13 protein-coding genes are annotated in these 20,187 nt (G+C 58.8%); 8 read left to right on the forward strand and 5 right to left on the reverse strand.

Annotated elements, in window-relative coordinates; all coding sequences use genetic code 11:
* The first annotated feature begins 3 nt into the window (after positions 1-3).
* Genes AC14IB_RS02230 through AC14IB_RS02245 form a run of 4 tightly spaced genes read left to right on the forward strand, consistent with a single transcriptional unit; the run spans position 4 to position 3,836 of the window.
* A complete protein-coding gene (locus tag AC14IB_RS02230) occupies positions 4-324 on the forward strand; it encodes a 2Fe-2S iron-sulfur cluster-binding protein (RefSeq protein WP_484230364.1) in 321 nt (106 codons plus the stop codon).
* 31 nt (positions 325-355) lie between these two features.
* Positions 356-1,744: a cytochrome P450 gene (locus tag AC14IB_RS02235; RefSeq protein WP_484230365.1), complete on the forward strand. Its 1,389-nt coding sequence runs from the start codon at positions 356-358 to the stop codon at positions 1,742-1,744.
* Entirely contained in the window at positions 1,741-2,646 is a 906-nt protein-coding gene (locus tag AC14IB_RS02240; protein ID WP_484230366.1) for a fatty acid desaturase family protein, read from the forward strand. The genes AC14IB_RS02235 and AC14IB_RS02240 overlap by 4 nt, the downstream gene beginning before the upstream one ends.
* Entirely contained in the window at positions 2,643-3,836 is a 1,194-nt protein-coding gene (locus AC14IB_RS02245) for an NAD(P)/FAD-dependent oxidoreductase (RefSeq protein WP_484230367.1), read from the forward strand. Before AC14IB_RS02240 ends, AC14IB_RS02245 begins: the two co-directional genes overlap by 4 nt.
* Here AC14IB_RS02245 and AC14IB_RS02250 read toward each other — a convergent pair.
* From AC14IB_RS02250 to recC, 4 genes are all read right to left on the reverse strand, one after another.
* Positions 3,805-4,812, reverse strand: a complete 1,008-nt coding sequence (locus AC14IB_RS02250) for a 3-oxoacyl-ACP synthase III family protein (RefSeq protein WP_484230368.1) — start codon at positions 4,810-4,812, stop codon at positions 3,805-3,807. The genes AC14IB_RS02245 and AC14IB_RS02250 overlap by 32 nt on opposite strands.
* Positions 4,813-4,940: 128 nt before the next feature.
* A complete protein-coding gene (gene recD, locus AC14IB_RS02255; RefSeq protein WP_484230369.1) occupies positions 4,941-7,049 on the reverse strand; it encodes an exodeoxyribonuclease V subunit alpha in 2,109 nt (702 codons plus the stop codon).
* Positions 7,046-10,795, reverse strand: a complete 3,750-nt coding sequence (gene recB / locus AC14IB_RS02260; RefSeq protein ID WP_484230370.1) for an exodeoxyribonuclease V subunit beta — start codon at positions 10,793-10,795, stop codon at positions 7,046-7,048. Before recB ends, recD begins: the two co-directional genes overlap by 4 nt.
* A complete protein-coding gene (gene recC / locus AC14IB_RS02265; RefSeq protein WP_484230371.1) occupies positions 10,792-14,388 on the reverse strand; it encodes an exodeoxyribonuclease V subunit gamma in 3,597 nt (1,198 codons plus the stop codon). Before recC ends, recB begins: the two co-directional genes overlap by 4 nt.
* A gap of 122 nt (positions 14,389-14,510) precedes the next feature.
* On the opposite strand from recC, the gene AC14IB_RS02270 reads away from it, so the two are divergent.
* Genes AC14IB_RS02270 through AC14IB_RS02280 form a run of 3 tightly spaced genes read left to right on the forward strand, consistent with a single transcriptional unit; the run spans position 14,511 to position 18,091 of the window.
* Entirely contained in the window at positions 14,511-14,726 is a 216-nt protein-coding gene (locus tag AC14IB_RS02270) for a DUF2970 domain-containing protein (RefSeq protein ID WP_484230372.1), read from the forward strand.
* Between the two features lie 42 nt (positions 14,727-14,768).
* The gene (gene ovoA, locus AC14IB_RS02275) at positions 14,769-16,913 is read left to right on the forward strand and encodes a 5-histidylcysteine sulfoxide synthase (RefSeq protein WP_484230373.1); all 2,145 of its coding nucleotides are present in this window, start codon (positions 14,769-14,771) and stop codon (positions 16,911-16,913) included.
* Complete coding sequence (locus tag AC14IB_RS02280) at positions 16,913-18,091, forward strand: MalY/PatB family protein (RefSeq protein ID WP_484230374.1); 1,179 nt, start codon at positions 16,913-16,915, stop codon at positions 18,089-18,091. Before ovoA ends, AC14IB_RS02280 begins: the two co-directional genes overlap by 1 nt.
* On the opposite strand, the gene AC14IB_RS02285 is transcribed toward AC14IB_RS02280, so the two are convergent.
* Complete coding sequence (locus tag AC14IB_RS02285) at positions 18,065-19,246, reverse strand: glutathione S-transferase N-terminal domain-containing protein (protein ID WP_484230375.1); 1,182 nt, start codon at positions 19,244-19,246, stop codon at positions 18,065-18,067. The genes AC14IB_RS02280 and AC14IB_RS02285 overlap by 27 nt on opposite strands.
* 71 nt (positions 19,247-19,317) lie before the next feature.
* On the opposite strand from AC14IB_RS02285, the gene AC14IB_RS02290 reads away from it, so the two are divergent.
* Positions 19,318-20,142, forward strand: coding sequence for an SDR family NAD(P)-dependent oxidoreductase (locus AC14IB_RS02290; protein WP_484230376.1), 825 nt, complete (start codon positions 19,318-19,320; stop codon positions 20,140-20,142).
* Positions 20,143-20,187 lie beyond the last annotated feature (45 nt).

Here is a 20,187-nt window from a genome sequence, read left to right on the forward strand (position 1 = left end):
CGTATGGGTCGCATTTTTTTTATCACGCATGACGGCGAATCACACGAAGCCGCACTCGCCGATGGCCAATCGTTGATGCACATTGCCACGCGCAATGGCGTGCCCGGCATCGATGGCGACTGTGGCGGCGTCTGCGCTTGCGGTACCTGCCATGTCATCGTCGATAGCGCGTGGACGCATGCGGTCCAAGCCATCAATAGTGAAGAAGCTCAGATGCTGAGCATGACTCCCGAGCGCCAAGCGAATTCTCGGCTGGCCTGTCAAATCAAAGTCAGCTCGGCCATGGATGGTTTCACGGTCCATCTGCCCGAATTCCAAATGTGACCCTTATCACCGTTCTCACTCAGGTAAACACATGAAAGCCATCGATCAGATCATCCAAAAAGCACAAGCCACTATTCCGATTGACTTGCAGATTCGGGGAGCGCACCTGTACCAAAAGGTTAAGCGCGCGGCGCTGCCAAGTGCACGATCACCGGTGTTTATCGAACGTAAAATTCCCGATGTTGCCGATGTCGCTTTGGCCGATATCGACGTCAGCAATCCCTTTCTGTTCCGCCAAGGTCAGTGGCAGTCGTATTTCCAACGCCTGCGGGATGAAGCCCCCGTGCACTATCAACCGCACAGTGTATTTGGGCCATTCTGGTCGGTGACACGCTACGAAGACATCTTGGCCGTCGACAAGGACCATGAGCGCTTTTCCGCTGAGCCTTTTATTGTGCTGGGTGATGCGCCCGAAGGTTTGAGCGTTGAAATGTTCATCGCCATGGACCCGCCCAAACACGACATTCAGCGTCAGGCCGTGCAAGGGGTTGTTGCGCCTAAGAACCTCAAGGAAATGGAAGGCCTGATTCGTCAGCGCGTACAAGATGTGCTGGATCACCTGCCGGTAGACCAACCCTTCGATTGGGTTGAGCGCGTCTCAGTGGAGTTGACTGCGCGCATGTTGGCCACCTTGCTCGACTTCCCCTACGAGCAGCGCCATAAGCTGGTGTATTGGTCAGACTTAGCGGCGGCTAGCCCCGAAACCACGGGCGGTTCGGCCAAAATGGACGAGACCTTCCTCGGCGTGGCAGACATGGCTCGCCATTTCACTGCACTTTGGCATGACAAGGCTGCTCGAACAGCAGCAGGTGAAGCCCCCGGCTATGACCTTATTAGTCTCCTGCAAATGCACGATAGCACCAAGGATTTGGTCTCTCGCCCGATGGAGTTTCTTGGCAACCTCGCCTTGCTGATCGTGGGTGGCAACGACACAACGCGTAATTCCATGACAGGCGGCGTATTGGCGCTGAACCGTTACCCAGACCAATTCGCCAAGCTCAAGGCAGACCCCAAGCTTATCCCCAACATGGTGTCTGAAATCATTCGCTGGCAAACACCGCTGGCTTACATGCGCCGGGTGGCCAAAAAGGACACCATGCTCAACGGCCAGTTCATTCGCAAGGGCGATAAAGTCGTGATGTGGTATGTCTCCGGCAACCGCGATGAGCGTCAATTCGAACACGCCAACGATTTCATCATTGACCGTGAGAATGCCCGTAACCACATGTCCTTTGGTTTTGGCGTGCACCGTTGTATGGGCAACCGCCTCGCTGAGCTTCAGCTGCGTATTCTGTGGGAAGAGCTGCTGACTCGCTTCGACGACATTCGTGTGCTGTCGGAGCCAGAAATTGTGCAGTCTAATTTTGTCCGTGGTTACACAAAGATGATGGTACAGCTAACTCGGAAGCAGGCTACATGAGCAACCAAGACTTAACGCTGCTGAATCGGCAGGCCATCCAAGCGGCAAAACATTACATGGGCCAGCCTGCCTGGGGAACGGTGTTTTTCATTGGCGCGGTAGCCATTGCTTACACGGTGACACTCACGCTGGGCGTGCTCGGAGAGTTGCCCCTGCTCCCAGCCTACCTGTTGCTGGCTGCGCTCACCTATTTCTCTTACACCCCACTGCACGAGGCCGCGCATGGCAACATCCATGGCGAGCGCACATCGTTGGTATGGCTTAACGACCTGTGTGGGTATGTCTCGGCGCAAATGATGCTTTTGCCCTACGTTACGCACCGAGTGGAACACTTCGCGCACCATCGCTACACTAATCAACCGGATCGGGATCCTGATCACGTTATTAGCGGCATGTCTGCAGGCTTATGGGGCTTTATTAAATCGGCCTTGGCATTCATTTGGTCACAGTGGACCTATCTGTTCCGCGACTATTGGGCCAGCGCCCCACGCCGAGAAAAGCTCACGTTTATTCTGGAGTTCTCCGCAGCACTGGGCTGGCGCTTTGCGCTCCTGGCTTGGCTGCCCCTGCAAACCGGACTGATACTCATCGTCGCCGCTTGGTTCACTGGCGGCTTGTTCACGGCCTATTGGTTTGCCTACCGTCCGCATCATCCCTACACCGAAACGGCACGCTACCGAAATACGAGCAGCCTGATCATGCCCACGTGGATGCGTCCATTGGAGTGGTTCTGGTTAGGCCAAAATCTACACTCGATTCACCATGCCTTTCCGCGTGTCCCGTTTTACCGCTATCACGCGTTGTTCCGCGAAGTGGAGCCGGTGCTTCGCGCCCACGGCGGCCCGGTGATTGGTGTATTTAGCCGCCAACCGGTCGTAACGAATCGGGAGGTTCAATCGTGAGCCAGGGCCGAATCATTGTGGTGGGGGCCAGTCATGCAGGCGCTCAACTTTGCGCCAGCCTGCGTCAAGAGGGCTGGAGCGAAGACATCGTGCTGATTGGCGATGAGCCTGAGCCGCCCTACCACCGACCACCCCTGTCCAAGACTTTTCTGACCGGCCATGCCAGCTTAGATGACCTGCTCATTCGCGCTCCTGAGTTTTACGTCAAACAAGGCATCACCTTGCAGACTGGCCGCGTCACCGCCATTAACCGTGAAGCCCACAGCATCACGATGGCGGACGGTAGCACGCTGGCCTACAGCAAATTGGCACTCTGCTTAGGCGCTCGCCCTCGCCGCTTAACCCTACCGGGGATTGACCTGCCTGGCGTTCACTTACTGCGCACCCTGACCGACATCAACGCGATTCGTGCCGACCTGAGCGTGACACGCCACGCGGTCATCTTAGGAGCCGGTTACATCGGTTTAGAAACAGCGGCGTCGCTTCGTAAGCTCGGCATTGCGGTGACCGTACTGGAGGCTGCTGAGCGTGTCCTAGAGCGTGTGACTGCGCCTGTTGTGTCCGAGTTTTACGCCCGTGTGCATCGCGAAGAGGGCGTGACGCTACGAACCCAATACCATGTTTCGGCAATTCTGGGCGAGCAGCGAGTCGAGGGGGTTGCCTTAACCTCTGGCGAAATCATTGCGGCTGACCTGGTGATCGTGGGTATTGGTGTTGTTCCCAATACAGAGCTCGCCGCTGACGCTGGATTGACCGTGGACAACGGCATTGTGATCAATGCGCATGCGGTCAGCAGCGATCCTGACATTGTTGCCGCAGGCGACTGCGCCAGCTTCACCTGCCCTAGGTATGGCCGGCAGCTGCGGCTAGAGTCCGTGCCCAATGCCGCCGAACACGCCAAGGTGGCCGCGGCCACCCTCTGCGGCAAAACCAAGCACATTAGCGCGTTGCCATGGTTCTGGTCAGATCAATACGATCTGAAGCTTCAAATTGCTGGCTTAAACACGGGATACGATGCCGTCGAAGTCATCGGCGATCCGACCACCGGACGGAGCTTCGCCTGCCTGTATTTCCGCGAAGGTCGCTTAATTGCCGCGGATTGCATCAACAGCCCACACGAGTTTATGCGCCGTAAAATGGCGCTTACTGAGAGCCTACTTACCAGCGCATCAGCACCGAACCCCAGGTAAAGCCGGAACCGAAGGCCACGAGGCACACCAAGTCGCCTTTTTTGACCTTGCCCAAATCACGAGCTTCCGACAGACACAATGGGATGGTCGCTGCCGTGGTGTTGCCATACTTCTGAATATTATTGTGAACGCGGGTGGCATCAATACCCAGTTGCTTGGCGACCATCTCATTGATGCGCAAATTGGCTTGATGCGGAATCAGCATGTCGATGTCGGCAACGGTCATGCCTTGCGATTCTAGCACTTCCTGAATCACTTCAGGCATACGCTTAACCGCATTTTTAAAGACCTTTTGGCCTTCCATGTTGGGGAAGATGCGACCTTCATCAATATCGTCGTGCGTGACGTATTGCTCACGACCTGCCGCCATACCCGGGTACTGCATGGCGAGGCACTCGGCATCGCTGCCATCGGAGTGCACACGGCTAATCAAAATACCGCTATCGGGATCATCACTGATTCCGACAATGGCGGCACCGGCCGCATCGCCAAAGAGCACACTGACCGTGCGGCCGCGTGTCGTCTTATCGAGGCCACGAGAATGCACCTCACCCCCAATCACCAACACATTTTTATACTGGCCGGCGCGAATAAACACATCGGCCATCTGCAAACCGTAGATAAACCCTGAGCATTGCTGACGAATATCAAACGCTGGCACATGACCAATGCCCAATTCGCGTTGAACCAGTACGCCGCAGCCCGGGAAGAAATAATCCGGCGATAACGTGGCGTAAATGATGCAATCAATCTCACTCGCGTCCATCTGGGCATCGGCCAACGCCGCCCGCGCCGCTTTCACGCCCATGGTGTAGTTGCCGTCTTCGGGCTCAACCCAATGACGCTCTTCAATACCCGAGCGCTCCACAATCCATTCGTGACTGGTTTCCATCACTCCAGACAGGTCGTGATTGGTGACGGTGCGAGCCGGCACAAACGTGCCCAAGCCTAAAATACGTGCGCGTGGTGTACTCATGAAAATTCCCTTAACGCTAACTCATCAGCATGACATAGCTGCTTGTTCAACTATTGTAACGCGTCAAAAGGAATTCTCGTCTGACACAGATCGGAAAATCGAGACACACCCCCCCCCCCCCAGCGGATTCAAGCACCCACTAATCGGTCTAGTGCCTGACGTAACCCACTCGCACGTTGCACCCGCTGTGTCATCGCCATTTCCCATATCCCGTCGCTGCTGGTCAGTAAGGTAAACACCTTCTGAGCACGGGTAATGCCGGTGTAAATCAATTCTCGGGTCAACACCGGACTGCGCTGAGGCGGCAGCAACAGCGCGGTGTGCTCGAACTCCGAGCCCTGCGCTTTGTGGACGGTCATGGCGAAAACCGTAACCGCTTCGTCGAGACGGCTGGGTAACACCCAGTGCAACGAGGCAGACTCTCCCTCACCCGCCCCATGACGTGGAAATACCACGCGTAATGGGTCCGGCTGATCGGGCGCATCCGAGGGCACGCGCAGGGCAATGCCAATGTCACCATTCATCAAGCCCAGCGCGTAATCATTGCGCGTCATCATCACCGGGCGGCCCTCATACCAACCCGTGGCTGCCGTTAACCATCCTTCTCGCTGTAATGCCTGTGCGATGCGCAGATTGAGCATGTCAACGCCCGCTGGTCCATCATGCACCGCGCACAGTAATCGGAATCGATCAAAGGCTAGGAGTACCGCCTGCGCCCACAGATTCAGGGCCTGCTCCGCCGCTTGAGCGGATAGCTCGTGCAGTGCAGGACGTTGCGTCTGCAAGACATGCAGATAGGCGCGATAGCCCACAGCAGACCGCGTCGCATCGCCCTCGATCAACCACTGCGTGAGCGCTGCATCTGACCGTGCTGAGGCTTGAGCGTCGGGCTGCTGGCTCGCTAACACGGCTTTCGCGGCGACCACATCCCCCCGATTCACTGCTTGCGCGAGGCGACCAATACCGCTGTCGGGTCCGAATCGCCGAGACTGTCGCAACATCACCGTGTGCTGAGCCAACGGCTGCGTGAGGACTGAGCCAAGCGTTAAACCCGCGTGACTGGCCTCCTGATTAAATGCCTGACCGGTGACCGCACTGAGCCAGCTTAACGTCGCGGGATCGTAATAGCCCTCTTCCGCGTGCAAGCAAAGCTCACCAAGCACGGCCCCCGCCTCCACCGACGCGAGCTGATCCTTGTCACCGAGCAAAATGAGTCGTGCCGAAGACGGCAGGGCGGCGAGAACGCTGTCCATGAGGTCGAGATCAATCATCGAGGCCTCGTCAATGACCAAGACATCCAAAGCCAATCGATTGCCCGCGTGATGCCGAAAATGACGTGTATCCGGCAAGCTTCCGAGTAAGCGATGCAGCGTACTGACTTGGCTAGGGATAGCCTCACGAACGGCTGAAGACACCGTTAAAGCAGCACGCTGACGCCCGATGGATTCGGTCAGTCGTGCCGCCGCCTTACCGGTGGGAGCGGCAAGCTTAATGCGCAGGGGCGCACCGAGCTGCAACGCCTGTGTTTGCAAGAGGGCCAGCAAACGCACCACCGTGGTGGTTTTGCCCGTGCCGGGCCCACCGGTAATGATGCTGAATCGATGGCGAGCCGCAATCGCGCAGGCGGCACGTTGCCAATCAGGTAGAGCCGAGGTCGCTGCGGCTTCGCTCACCGTAAAAAGCGTTTGCAGACCTTGGCGCAAGTCTGCATCGGAGGCGTTTAGCAGAGCTGCATCCGTCGCCTGATCCTGAGACTGCAAACGCGCATAAATCGCTGCAGCAACACGCTGCTCGCTGTCGAAATAACGACGCAAATAGAGTCTTGTCTCATCCATGAGCAAAATACTGGAATGTCGCGCCAGCAGCTCAGACAGACTCGGCAATGAGGCCAATACGTATTGCTGTAGATCGTGTGTGCCTAAGCTTTGGGCGAGCAACTGCTGCGGCAAATGCGCTTGATGGTCTGCCGTCAGACGCGTGCGCTCGGGGGGTATAGCCAACGTCGCGGAGACATCGCGCAGTAAAGCCGTCAGGTCGAGACAGACATGGCCTCGACCGACTTGGTGACTGGCCAGCGCCGTTAGTACCAATACCGATGCTGGCGAGTTCGGTTGCAGTCGCATCTGCCAGTGCACTAAGGCGCGATCCACGCTGCGCAACCAGCCCCAACTGACCCACTGATCTAACGTGGTCAGCAAGGCATCCACAGAGAGGCTAGCGGCGTTGAATAAGCTCATGCCTGGCCTCCTTGAAATAAAGTATCCATGGCCTCAATCACCGCGCGTGAAGGCTTATGACTAAAGACGCCGCTGGCCGGGCCGTCAATTCCGCGCAGGAAAAAGTACACCACGCCGCCGATATCACGATCATAGTCATAGTCGGGTAGTCGCACGCGTAACTGTCGATGCAGCGCGAGCACATAGCACAGATATTGCAGGTCATAGCGATGCTCGGCCATGGCTTTGGCGATCGCCTCTGGGTGGTAGTCGCCAGCCGTGCCACCCAGCGCGTTGGATTTGTAATCGAGTACGTAATAGCGACCCGCGTGCACGAACACGAGGTCGATAAAGCCCTTGAACAAGCCATTCAGCAAGCCCGGCTGTGCGGCGGCTTTTGCATAGCCAGGCAAGGTCTCAGCCTGCGCGAGCGCATCGAGATCGGTGATTTCAACGCCATGTGCCGGCAGCAGAAACTCCAGCTCGGCCTTCCAGTCTTCCGCATCGGCCAATACCACCTGAGTACCGTCCGGCAGTGGCAACGGATGCGTCAGGCAACGCAAAATCCAGCGCTGAACCACGCGGGTTTGCTCGCTGATGCCGGCACTGGCGCAACGTTGCTCAATCACACCACTCAGTGCGGACGGATCGCGTACAACCGAGGCAAAACCCTGTTCGGCCGCAACCTCAAATAGGCCGTGGAGGAAGTCGCCCCAGCGAGCTCCACGCGGGAACTGCTGAATGGCTTGGTCGCCTTCCGCTATTTCTGCCAGAGCAGTGAGCCCGGACATCACCCACGCTGGGCTCAGCGGTTCATCATCGAGTTGCTGCTGCTCGCGCGCGGATTGCGGCGCGGCATCATCGTGTCGCGTCTGCGCTGCAACGAGAGAGGTAGCTGCCTGCGGCTGATAGCGAATAGCACTGTAGGACGCGATCCACCACGGCTGTTCTTGCCGACGCGCGAGCGGCCGCACGGCCAGCGTTTGTGTGTCGGGCACAGGAGCGCTGAAAAGGGTGTCTACCGCGTCTGGCGCCGGCAATATTTGCATGCCCGTGGCAGGTGCCAGGCTTGCAGACGCGGCCAAGTTCTCCGCCAGCTGATCGGCCCAGCTCGCCGGATCCACCAGCGGTGTCTTTCCCCAAAGCAGCACACCAATAGCCGACTCCTGCAGTGCCGACGCTTTGCCCGCCGCCAGATGTGCCAGCCCCAGCCAACAGGCATGCTGCGCGCGCGTTAGGGCGACATAAAGCAGACGCATATCCTCACGCAGACGTTGGGCCTCAGCCTCCTCCCTCATGCGGGCATCGGGATTAAGCTCGGCGCGCCGGCGTTCACCGTCATGCCAGAACATCACCGCTTTTCTCGTGCTGGCTGCATCCTTAAAACCACAAATAAACGGCAAGAACACCAGCGGATATTCTAGGCCCTTGGACTTGTGGATGGTGATGACCTTGACCAGCCCTTCATCACTTTCTAAGCGCAGCGTGTCTTCGCCTTCAGAGCGGTTTTCGCTGGCGATGTGTTCGCGCAGCCAGCGGATCAATGCCTGCTCGCCATCCAGTTCGCGGCTGGCCTGCTGCAGCAAGTCGGCCAGATGCAGCCAGTTGGTCAGTCGGCGTTCGCCATCCACCGACGCCTGCCAGCGCGCCGGCAAATCGTAGTCAAAGAGCACGCGACGCAGCAGCGGCAGAACGCCGCGCTCGCGCCAGCAGCGCTGGTAATCGGCAAAACGCAGGCAGGCGGCTTCGCGCAAGCGGTCATCGCGCTGCAAGGCATCGAGTGTGGTCAGCGGCTGTGCCAAGCTGGCACTGGCCAATGCCGTGCGAATCAGCGTCTCGTTTTCTGGAGCTGCACAGGCCATGAGCAGACGCAGCACATCCGGTGCTTCTGCGCTGTCAAACAGCGAGTCGCGATCCGACAAATAGACACTGCGCACACCGCGTGCAGCCAGTGCCGTGCGAATCGCTGAAGCTTCGGTGAAGTCGCGCACCAGCACCGCCATGTCGGCGGCAGTTACCGAGACTAACGTGTCATCTGTTGCCCGAAAGCCGGCACGGCCCTGCTGACCGAGGTTGAGCAGGCGCACCATCTCGCTGGCACAGCGAGTGGCCATTTCCTGAATGTAGGCGGTTTTGCTCAACATACTTTCGTTGGACATGCTTTCGCCAGACAAAGTCCATAGCGTCAGCGCAGGAGCGGGGGAATCGAGCACTGTCCATTGCCGTGACAAGCGGTTGGCTTGCACCGGCACAAAGGGCATGGGATTTTCAGACGCCTGCTTATAGCCAAAGGCGCCGGCAAAAGTTGGCTCTCCTTCACGCGCCTCGGCCTGCTCAAACAGCGCGTTGACCGATGCAACCAGCGCGCCGCTGGAGCGGAAATTCGTGTCCAGTGCCGATAAGCGTCCGGCGGTGTCCTGACGCGCCTTCAAATAGGCATTAATGTCCGCACCACGAAAACTGTAGATGGCCTGCTTAGGGTCGCCGATCAGGAAAATGCCACGCTCGCAATGGTTGGCGGCCAGCTCGTAGAGGGCATCGAACAGACGGTATTGCAGCGGGTCGGTGTCCTGGAACTCATCAATGAGCGCGACCGGAAACTGCTGACGAATCAACGCACGTAGGGTATCGCCGCGTTCACCTTGCAGGGCCGCATCGAGGCGTGTGAGCAGGTCATCGAAGCCCAGTAAGGCGCGTGCTTGCTTGGCGGCGGTGAAGCGCTGGCTGACGGATTGCGCGGCGTGATGCCAGGCGGCATCGATGGGTTTGGGTAAGGCCGCGACTTGCTCGGGCAGATCGGCCAGAGCCTGCAAGACCGGGTCCTGGCTGAGGCTGTCGGGCATGGGGGTCTTAGCTTTTAGTGCCTCGTGCAAGTAGGGCAGCGACAGCTTGGCTAAATTTTCCGGCTTGTCGAAAGTGGTTGCAGTCGGTGATGCAGCCCAGTCGCGCAAGGTTTTCAGACGCGAAGTCAGATACTTCTGACTGAGCTTGTTGCCGAGGAACTGACCGGCATCAATCGCGGCCGACAATACCGCCTCGATATGATCTGCCCTCTCCAGCCACGGCGCTTTCAACGCCTGCCACTGCGCCAGCGCCTTCTGCAGTGCCTCCTGCAAGCTGCCCGTTGGCACAGCATCGCTGCTGGCAAAAAGCTGGCGCAAGGTTGGCAGCATGGCATCCGGCGATTGCCAGGCCGATTCGATCAGCGCCAGCGCATCCTGCGACAAGGGATAAGCCTCGGCGCGCCAATAGTCGCGCACCGCTTCGGTCTGCAATTCGCTGAGGTCGGGCTCCAGCACCTCGGTGAACAGGCTGCCACTGTCGAAGGCATGCTCGCGCAGCATGCGCTGGCACCAGCCGTGGATGGTGGCGATGGCGGCATCGTCCATGCTCTGCGCAGCGAGGTCGAGCTGACGTGCCAGTGCGGCATGGTGCTCGGCAGGATAGTCATCCAGCAGGCCTTGCAGGAAGTCATCTGGCTTGCCCAGCAGCTCGTCGCGAAACGCGCGGGCGCTCTCAACCAGCCGTCGGCGGATACGATCGCGCAGTTCCTGCGTAGCAGCCTCGGTAAAGGTCACCACGAGAATCTCGGAGGGCAGCAAGGCGCGACTGAAGGCGGTGTTGTCAGGGCCGTGGCCGAGCACGAGGCGCACATACAGCGCCGCGATGGTGTAGGTCTTGCCGGTGCCCGCGCTGGCTTCGATCAGGCGCGAGCCATGCAAGGGAAAGCGTAGTGCCAGCGGTTGCGTCTCTAGGGCGCGGGTCATGCGTCATCCCCTTGGACTTCGGCCGAAATAGCGGTGAGTGCACCGGACTGCAACGCCGTTAGCATCGGCTGATAAAGCACGCTGGCCCAGTGTGCGAAATCACTGCTCTGCCAAAGCGTGTCGAAATCGGGAAACTGCCGTGACAGGCTGGGCTGCTGGTCTTTTTCGCCATCCATTTTGAAGACGCCGTGGTAGGTTTCAGCGGCCTTGGTGTAGGCCAGCGCTTCACCTTTTTCATCCCGCAAAGCCAAGAACGTCAGGGCGGTCTTGACGGCAATCGGCAGCGGTCGCTGGGTGTGCAAGGCCCAGGCCTGCAACCAGGCAGTCAGTGTGCTAATGGCTTCGTCGCAAGCACGCGGCTGCCAGGTCAGTGTGACATCGCGGGCCACCACGACCACCTGCACCGGCTCTGGCTGCAGGGCCGCGAGCGAAGCCAGCACCCAGCTGTTGAGCAGCTTGTCGAATCTGAGCCTGCTCAGATTCAGCCCATCCTTGCCATTCAGTTTCGCTGTGCCCTTGTTGCAGCAACGGCTGGCATTGAGGCTGATCAGTGCCAGCCCGGCATCACCTCGATAGAGCGACGGCAAGCGTAAGGGCTCACTGGCAGAGGCCCACTCAGCCAAGCTCACGCTCAAGCCCCCCGCCACGGCCTGCGGCCACTGCGCCTGCACGTGCAACCAGCGTTGCAACTGATTCAGGGCATCCGCTTGCAAAGCGGTTTGCCAACGCGTTCCGAACCCTCCCAACGGCAAGCGGCCCTCACCCTGCAGGCGCTGCGTGGTCTCCGTCAGTGCTGCCGGCAAAGCGGCCAACGCATCCGTTAAGGGCTGATGCTCAACGCTCAAGCGCGCACCATCAAGCACCTGCTGCAAGGCGGCATAGTGATTGAGCCCCCGCAGATCGAAAGGTTCATGGTCTTCCAGTGTCTGCTCTTCACGATCGAGCTGAACCTTGAGGCGCGTCTTAAAAAACTGCCCGACGGGGTCATTGAGCAAACGCTGCAAGCCCTCGACGGTGATCGGCAGCGCAGGTTCCATGGTCGGTAACAACTCAATCGATGGGTCATCTAGCTTCTGCCGATGCTGCGCCAGCCATTCGCCGGCATAGCTGAAAACGCCGCTGCCCAGGGTGAAATAGCGAGGGCTAAACGGCTGCAGCGGATGCACCGTGGTTAGCGCCGCTAGCAGATCACCGCCCCCTGCTAGCGTCCAGCCTTGAGCAATATGCTCACGCAACTGGCCAACCAAAACCGACGGGGCGCGTTCGCTGTTGTCGCGTACATGGCGACCGATCCAGCTGATGTAAAGCTGCTCACGCGCCGACAACAACGCTTCCAGCATGAGATAGCGATCATCCTCGCGACGCGAGCGATCACCGGGGCGGTAGTCGCTGGCCATCAAATCAAAATCCAAAGGCGGTTGCCGGCGGGGGTAATCGGCTTCGTTCATGCCGAGCAAACAGACCACACGGAATGGGATGGCGCGCATGGGCATGAGCGTGCAAAAGTTGATGGAACCGGCGAGAAAGCGCTGTTGCAAACCACCGGCATCGAGACCCGCTAACCAGGCTTCGCGCACCAGCACTAAGGGCAATGCCTCGACCACCCCGGCCTGTTGGCAATGCCCCTGCCAAGACGCCAAGGCCGTTTGTAGCTGCCCCAGCAAGGCGGTATCGGCCGCGATTTGATCCGCATTGCCGGAGCGCGCTTCGGTACTGAAAAAACGCGCCATCAGCTGCTGCAGTCGGGCCTGCCACTGCGCTGGCGTCGCTGGCTGCTGTAGCTCATTTAGGGTGATTGATAACGCCGCTAAGAGGTCGCTCAACGGGCCCAACAAAGCGGCGGACAAGCCCGCTGCTTCATCGCAGGGGATTAGCGTTGCGCCGTCTGATGTGGTCAATGGCCTATCGCCAACGGCATAGCCCAAGAGCAATCGGTCTAGACCAAACTGCCACGTATTCGCATCCGATTGCGCCGACATACCCTGCGTAGCGCGCTGCGCGCCATCAATACCCCAGCGAATGCCCGCTTGGCTGATCCAGCGTCGTAACAAGGGCAAGTCGCTCAGCGCTAAGCCAAAACGCAGGCGCAGCGCTGGCACATCGAGCAAATCCATGATTTCAGTGGCAGTAATGCGTTGCTCAGGCAACGCCAACAAATACTCCAGCGCAATGAGCAGGGGTTGCACGCCACGTTGCCGCTGATCGGCAAGCGCAAACGGAAGATGGCGCGGATGACCACGCTCGAACTGCCCAAACACCGCCTGCACCAACGCGGCATAGGTGTTCACATCAGGCACCATGACGATGACATCGCGCGGACGCAGCGTGGGGTCAGCGGCAAAACGGGCCAGTAGCTGGTCGTGCAGAATTTCCACCTCGCGGCGGGCGCTATGGGCGATATGACAGCGCAGCGAGACATCTTGTGTGGCCTTTACCGCCGGCCAGAGATCCCGCGTTTCGGCTAGCGGCCTTAAATTCAGCACATCATCTTGAAGCTGTCCGAGCAGCGTCTGCGTGACCGGCTCGGTAAAAAAGTCGTGACGACTCTCTTGAAAAGCAGCCAACAACGGCGAGATAAATTTATTCGCCTCGGTGTTATCGAGCAGGCTCAGAAAATCGCGACCTTGGCGTCCCCAGGCCGCCAGCAATGGATGCGCATGCTGATGCCAATCCTCCGCACTTAACCCCGTTGCGGGCATGCCCGGCTTTTGTACTTGGCGTCGGTAAGCGTGGCGCAGCAGGTCGCGATCCTCAACGATATCGCCCCAGTAATACTGGCAAGGATTTAGTACGGCGAGAATCACTTGGCACCAAGGCGCAATCGCGGCGAGTACTTCCAAGGCCTGAGCGGGCAATGCCGACAGCCCAAAAATCACCACTCGGCGCGGCAAAGCTGCCGGTCGTTCACTCCGCTGACTCACGGCCTGCAAAAACTGCGGATGCACCAGTGCGCGGCTACCGGCAGTGGCCAAGCCGTCAGCGCGCAAGTCATTCAACAAGGCTCGCCACAACGCCGCTTGCCAGCGCTGATGCGCAGGCAAGGCTTGCGTTCCGCCCCGACTGAGCCGGACTTGGTCTTCGCCTTGCGCCCAATCGTTGAGCCAATCGGCACGATAGACCTGATACTGGTCGTACAAATCGGCCAATCGTTCCGCAAGCTGATAGCGTCGGCGGCCCAAGGCGTCATCGCTTAGGTAGCGCGCCAACGGAGCAAAATCGGGCTGTGTTAATACCTGCGGCAGCAGGCGCAGCAATCGCCAGGTCAGAGGTTGCTTGTCTAGCGGCGACTCGGTTGGAATAGCGTCGGCACCGAGCACCGCACGGTAGACCTGCCAGAGAAAGCGCGCCGGCAACTGCACATCCACCGCCGCTGCGATACCGCAGCCGCCCCCAATCTGAGTGCCATCAGCAGCAAACTCGGGGTCAGCGGCCAGCGCCATGCGCAGCCATTGGGCGATGCCGTTGCTCTGCACCACCATCACATCCGACTCCAGCGGTCGCAGCGGATGACTGGCGACCCACGACGTCACCAACTGACGTAAGTGCTCCAGCTGATTGCCATGCAGCACCAATAATCCCGGGGCAATGTCCACTGCCTGCCTCATAAGCATCCCTTATTCTTCGAAAGTCACCACTAACCCGAAAGATAGCGTATAAAAGTCACAGCGTTTCAACGGCAGTCTTTTTATCATCCGGATTAACGCGGAGTCGTCACATGAGTAATGAAGCGCCAAAAACCACCCCATTGAATGCTTTTGCCAGCGTTTTTCGGGCTTGGTTTGGCGTGCAAAGCGAAGCCAATCGCCAGCGTGACTTTGCCAGCACAGATGCCAAACCGTTCATCGCAGCGGGCATTATTTTTGCTATCGCCATGGTCATCGCGGTAATTGTGGTCGTTAACATAGTTTTGTCCGCTACAAATCCCAGTTAAGTTCTGTATACGATGTCATCAGTTTATTCTTGGATGACCGCCATGTTGGCCGAACGCTTCCCGCACACCGCGACTTTCTTCACGCGCACACCTGCACTTCAAGGCGCTTCACCGGATGCCGTGCGTGCGGAAATTCGTCAATACTTTATCGACACCTTTGACCGCTACGAACAACTGTTCGAAGTGCTGTCCTGCGACGAGGCATACTACAAAAAGCCCATTTCGTTGCGTCATCCGCTCATTTTTTACTTTGGCCACACCGCGACCTTTTTCATTAATAAGCTCCTGCTAGCTCACCTAGTGAGCCAGCGCATTAACGCCCGCTTCGAATCCATTTTTGCTGTCGGCGTGGATGAAATGAGCTGGGACGATCTGAACGATGCCCACTACGACTGGCCGAGCGTGGCGGAAGTAAAAGCCTATCGCGATGCGGTACGCAAAACTGTTCTGGAGGTTATTGATACCGCCCCATTGAGTCTGCCGATTGATTGGCAAAATCCGTGGTGGGCGGTCATCATGGGCATCGAGCACGAGCGCATTCATTTGGAAACCTCGTCCGTACTCATGCGCCAGCATGCCTTAGCGTTTGTAAAACCGCACGCCGCTTGGCAACCCTGTCGCGAATCGGGTCTGGCGCCGTTAAACCAACTGATTCCGGTGGCAGCTGGCGACGTTGTATTGGGCAAAGCTTTCAACGACCCAATCTACGGTTGGGATAACGAGTACGGCCAGCATCGTGCAAGCGTCGCCTCGTTTGAGGCCGCGCAGTATCTGGTCAGCAATCACGAATTCCTGGCCTTTGTAGAAGCCGGTGGCTACCAAGAGGATCGTTTTTGGAGCGAGGAAGGCTTGAATTGGCGCCGCTATTCCCGCGCTGAACACCCCACGTTCTGGCTACGTCACCCCACCGCTACCGGCATGAAATGGCAACTCAGGTTAATGGCCGAAGTGGTTGATATGCCTTGGGACTGGCCTGTTGAAGTGAACTATCTGGAAGCGAAAGCATTCTGCCAATGGCAAAGCGAGCAGCTCGGTCGTTCCGTGCGCTTGCCCACCGAAGATGAATGGCAGCGACTCTATTCGGTATCGGGAGCAACAGAGGTCTGCCGCAACGGAGCCGCAGACAGCAATCGCCATCTCGATCACTACGCCTCGTCTTGCCCCGTGACGCAGTTCCGTCACGGCGATTTTTATGATGTCACGGGCAATGTCTGGCAATGGACAGAAACGCCAACCTATCCCTTTGATGGGTTTGATGTACACCCCATTTATGATGACTTCACCACGCCCACCTTTGATGAGCGCCACAATCTCTTAATGGGTGGCTCGTGGATATCCTGCGGCAACGAAACCCGCCGCAGCGCCCGCTATGCTTTCCGCCGACATTTCTTTCAACATGCCGGCTTCCGTTATGTTGTATCCGAGACCCCCATGACTCAAACCACTGCTTACTACGAAACTGACAAACAACTCTCGGAATACGCTGAATTTCACTACGGCGACGAATACTTTGGCGTGCCGAACTTCCCCAAAGCCCTAGCCCAAATCGCACTCGCGGCCACTCAAGGAAAGCCACGCCGCAGCGCCCTAGATCTCGGCTGCGCGACCGGACGCGCCACCTTTGAGCTGGCTCGCGAATTCGACCAAGTGACCGGCATTGATTTCTCAGCGCGGTTCATTGGCCTCGGGGTTCAGCTCGCTGAACAAGGCGTTACCCGCTATACCCTGCCCGATGAAGGCGAACTGGTTAGTTATAAAACACGCCAGCTCAGCGACCTCGGCTTGGAGGCTACCCGGAACAAGGTCAGCTTCAGCCAAGGCGATGCCTGTAACCTGAAGCCACAGTTCAGCGGTTATGACCTGATTTTGGCCGCCAACCTCATTGACCGCCTCTACGACCCCGAGCTGTTCTTGAGCCATGTGCACGAGCGCCTGCAACTCGGTGGCGTGCTCATGCTAACTTCGCCCTACACTTGGCTGGCCGATCACACGCCCCGTGAAGCCTGGGTTGGCGGCTTCAAAAAGGATGGTGAAAGTTTCACCACACTGGATGGCCTGCACGCGTTGCTTGGAAAGCACTTCCGTTTGATGCAACCCGCTCAGGACGTGCCTTTTGTAATTCGTGAAACACGCCGAAAGCATCAGCACACGTTGGCCGAAGTAACACTCTGGGAGCGCATTGCTTAATGACCGGCCAGCGCGTCGACTTCGATACACCGATTTCGCGCGCAGGCACGCACAGCGAAAAATACGAAGGCCGTGCGCGCATCTTTGGTACCGATGCGGTGCAACCTCTGTGGGTAGCCGACATGGACTTTGCCGCGCCGCCCGCCGTGACCGCCGCACTGATTGCGCGTGCGCAGCACCCGATTTACGGTTACACCGATGCGCCCCACAGCCTCTATGAGGCGATTCAGCAGTGGATGCAACAGCGCCACCAGTGGTGTGTAGCGCGCGAAGATATCCTGCTGACTGCTGGCGTGGTCGGTTCGCTGCATGCCGCCGCACTGGCCTTTGCTGGCCCCGGCGACGGCGTTATCGTGCAGCCGCCGGTTTACTTCCCCTTCTTCTCGGCCGTGACACGCAGCGATCGACGCCTCCTACTCAACTCCCTGCTAGAACAGAATGGCCAGTGGCAAATCGACGTCGAGCATCTCGAAAGCTGCGCCGCCGATGGCGCCAAAGTGCTGTTGCTGTGCTCGCCGCACAACCCCGTCGGACGCGTCTGGCGGCGCGACGAGCTGGAGCAAATATTGGCCATTGCACGCCGGTACGAGTTGGTGATTTTCAGCGATGAGATTCATGCCGACCTGATCTATCCCGGCGAACAGCACATCCCGCTGGCCACGCTGGCCCGACCCGGCGACCGCATCGTCACCGCCATGGCCCCGAGCAAGACCTTCAACCTGCCCGGCCTCGGCTTGTCCTACCTGATCAGCAACGACCCCGACCTGCGCGATGAGCTGCGCCGTGTGCTCGCCGTCCTGCATGTCGGCAACAGCAACCCGTTCAGTCTGGTCGCGGCCGAAGCAGCCTATCGCCACGGTGGCGACTGGTTGGATCAGCTCATGGTCTATCTGCGCGATACGCAAACCGCCGTCACCGAACTGCTGATAGCCAAGCTGCCAGCGATCAAAGTGGCCAAGGCCGAAGGGACTTATCTGTTGTGGCTGGACTGCCGTGGTCTGGGTTTGAACGATGTGGATCTGCAACGATTTTTTGTCGATAACGCCAGGCTGGGCCTCAGCGCCGGTACGGTATTCGGCCAGGCGGGCAGCGGTTTCATGCGGCTGAATATTGGTGCGCCGAGAGCGGAGATTCTGGCGGCGATGCGGCAGCTAGTGACCGCCTGGCATATGCGCTAGCAGCCCCAAGCTGTTACGAGCCACTTCCGGTAGCGCCAGCCACTCACTCAGCCGCTGCCGCCAGACTTTCGCCTGAAAAGTCTTAGCCACATGACGGAAGGGATGACCATCAATTTCGCCGTCGTAAAGTGATCGTCCGGCATCAAAGGCGGGTTCGTTGAACAAGGTCTCACCCTGCGTTTGCCAGCGCTCGCAAGCCGCAAGATTCTGCTGCATCAATGGCACAAACACGCGGCCGAGCTCCACCAGCAGCGGCGCCAAGGCATCATCAATGCGTAGCTCACCCCCCGCCTGCAGCAGCGCCACATCGCCGCGATGCAGCCTCAGCAACCACGCATGCAGTGCCGGTGCGCGCGACTGCATCCAGCGAGAGGCCGACGGGTCACTCAGGTTCATGCCGAGCTGACCGTAAAGAGCAGCATCGGCAAGCGTCATGCGCTCCCCAAGGATGAAGGATCGCTGGCACAGCAGCACGTCGAGGATGCCGATAAGCCGCTCGAAAGCATCTTCGAGCAAGTTATGCGTTGGCGGAAAGCCTGACCGTGATGGCGGCTGAACGCAGTCAGGCATACCCGGTAAACGAAAGCCGGGCGGTGCCACGCTGAACAGATACGGCAGACGCTCGGTCTGGCGCCGCTGCCAGTGCGCCATCACTGGTCGCTTCAGCAGCCCCGGAATGCCCAGCTCGCGCACCAGCCGCTCACTGGCATCGTTATCCAGCGCCGACACTTTCCAGCGATTGTGATGGACCATGTACAAGCCGAACTCATCGGCATAATCGTCGATGAGCGCGGCAACGAAGTGCGCCACCGGGTCATCGGGAAGCAATCGGCGCGCTGACTCGGTGCGCTGGTCGAACCATTCAGCGATGGCGGTGGAGTCATACAAATTTTCTCCATCAGGCCCGAACAGGAAGGGCACCAGCGGGAACTCATCTTCGGCCGTCATGCGCGGCCAGGTCAGCGGTAACACGCCGCGTGTGAGCAGCTCGCGGCGCAGGGAGTACTTGATGCGCTCGGCTGTGGTGCCCTGCTCCGGCAACACGCGAAAATTCAGGCCATGATAGCGGCAGAGCAGGATGACTTTGAGGCCGAAGGGCGAGAGCTCGGAGGTCCAGACGATCCAGGGAGTTTTGACTTTCGCGACGCGGGGCATGCAAACAGCCTTGAACAAAATGCTAATGTGCTTGTTTAACACATGACTCAGACCATCTAAAGAGATCCGCCATGCCCAACGCCTTCGCCAATCAACACGCCCTCATCACCGGAGCCGGCTCCGGCATTGGTCGCGCCACCGCCCTGCTGCTCGGCCAGCTCGGTGCCAGCCTGACCCTGTGCGACCGCAATCCCGTCGCGCTGCAGGAAACCACGGACATGCTGACAATCAAAGGCACGCGCGTTGATCAGGAAATCGTTGATGTCTCCGATTGGGCTGCCATGCAGGCACTGGCCGAGCGCGTCCACGCTCGTCACGGTACGCTCGATGTGCTGATCAACAACGCTGGCGTGGGCACAGCCGGACCGTTTCTCGATACCCCTATCGAAGACTGGCAATGGGTCATGGGCATCAATCTGATGGGCGTGGTGCATGGCTGTAAGGCCTTCGGCGCACGCATGGCGGCGGACAAGCGCGGCCATATCGTCAACATCGCGTCGGCAGCGGGCTACTACGCGGCATCAGACATGTCGGCTTATTCCGCCAGCAAGCATGCGGTCATGGGCCTGACCGAATCGCTGCGCCTGGAGATGGCCGTACACGGCGTTGGCGTCAGCGCCATCTGCCCCGGCGTGATCAACACCAACATCGTCGCCGCCACGCGCATGCACGGCAGCACTGCAAAATCGCAGGACAAACTGGTGGCGATTTACCAGAAACGCAATTACGGCCCGGAGCATGTCGCCGAAGCTGTGGTCAGCGCCATCACCGGCAATCGCGCGGTGGTGCCGGTCAGCCCCGAGGCCTGGGCACTCTATGCCGGCAAGCGTTTGCTGCCCGGCGTCATGGATGCCATGCAGCGCACAGCGTGGTTCCGCAAGCTGAAGCCGTCTTGAACCGAACCGGAATTCAACGCTTTCATGCCGAGTTGCTAGTAGGTG

The sequence above is a fragment of the Perlucidibaca sp. genome (genome assembly GCF_057084925.1).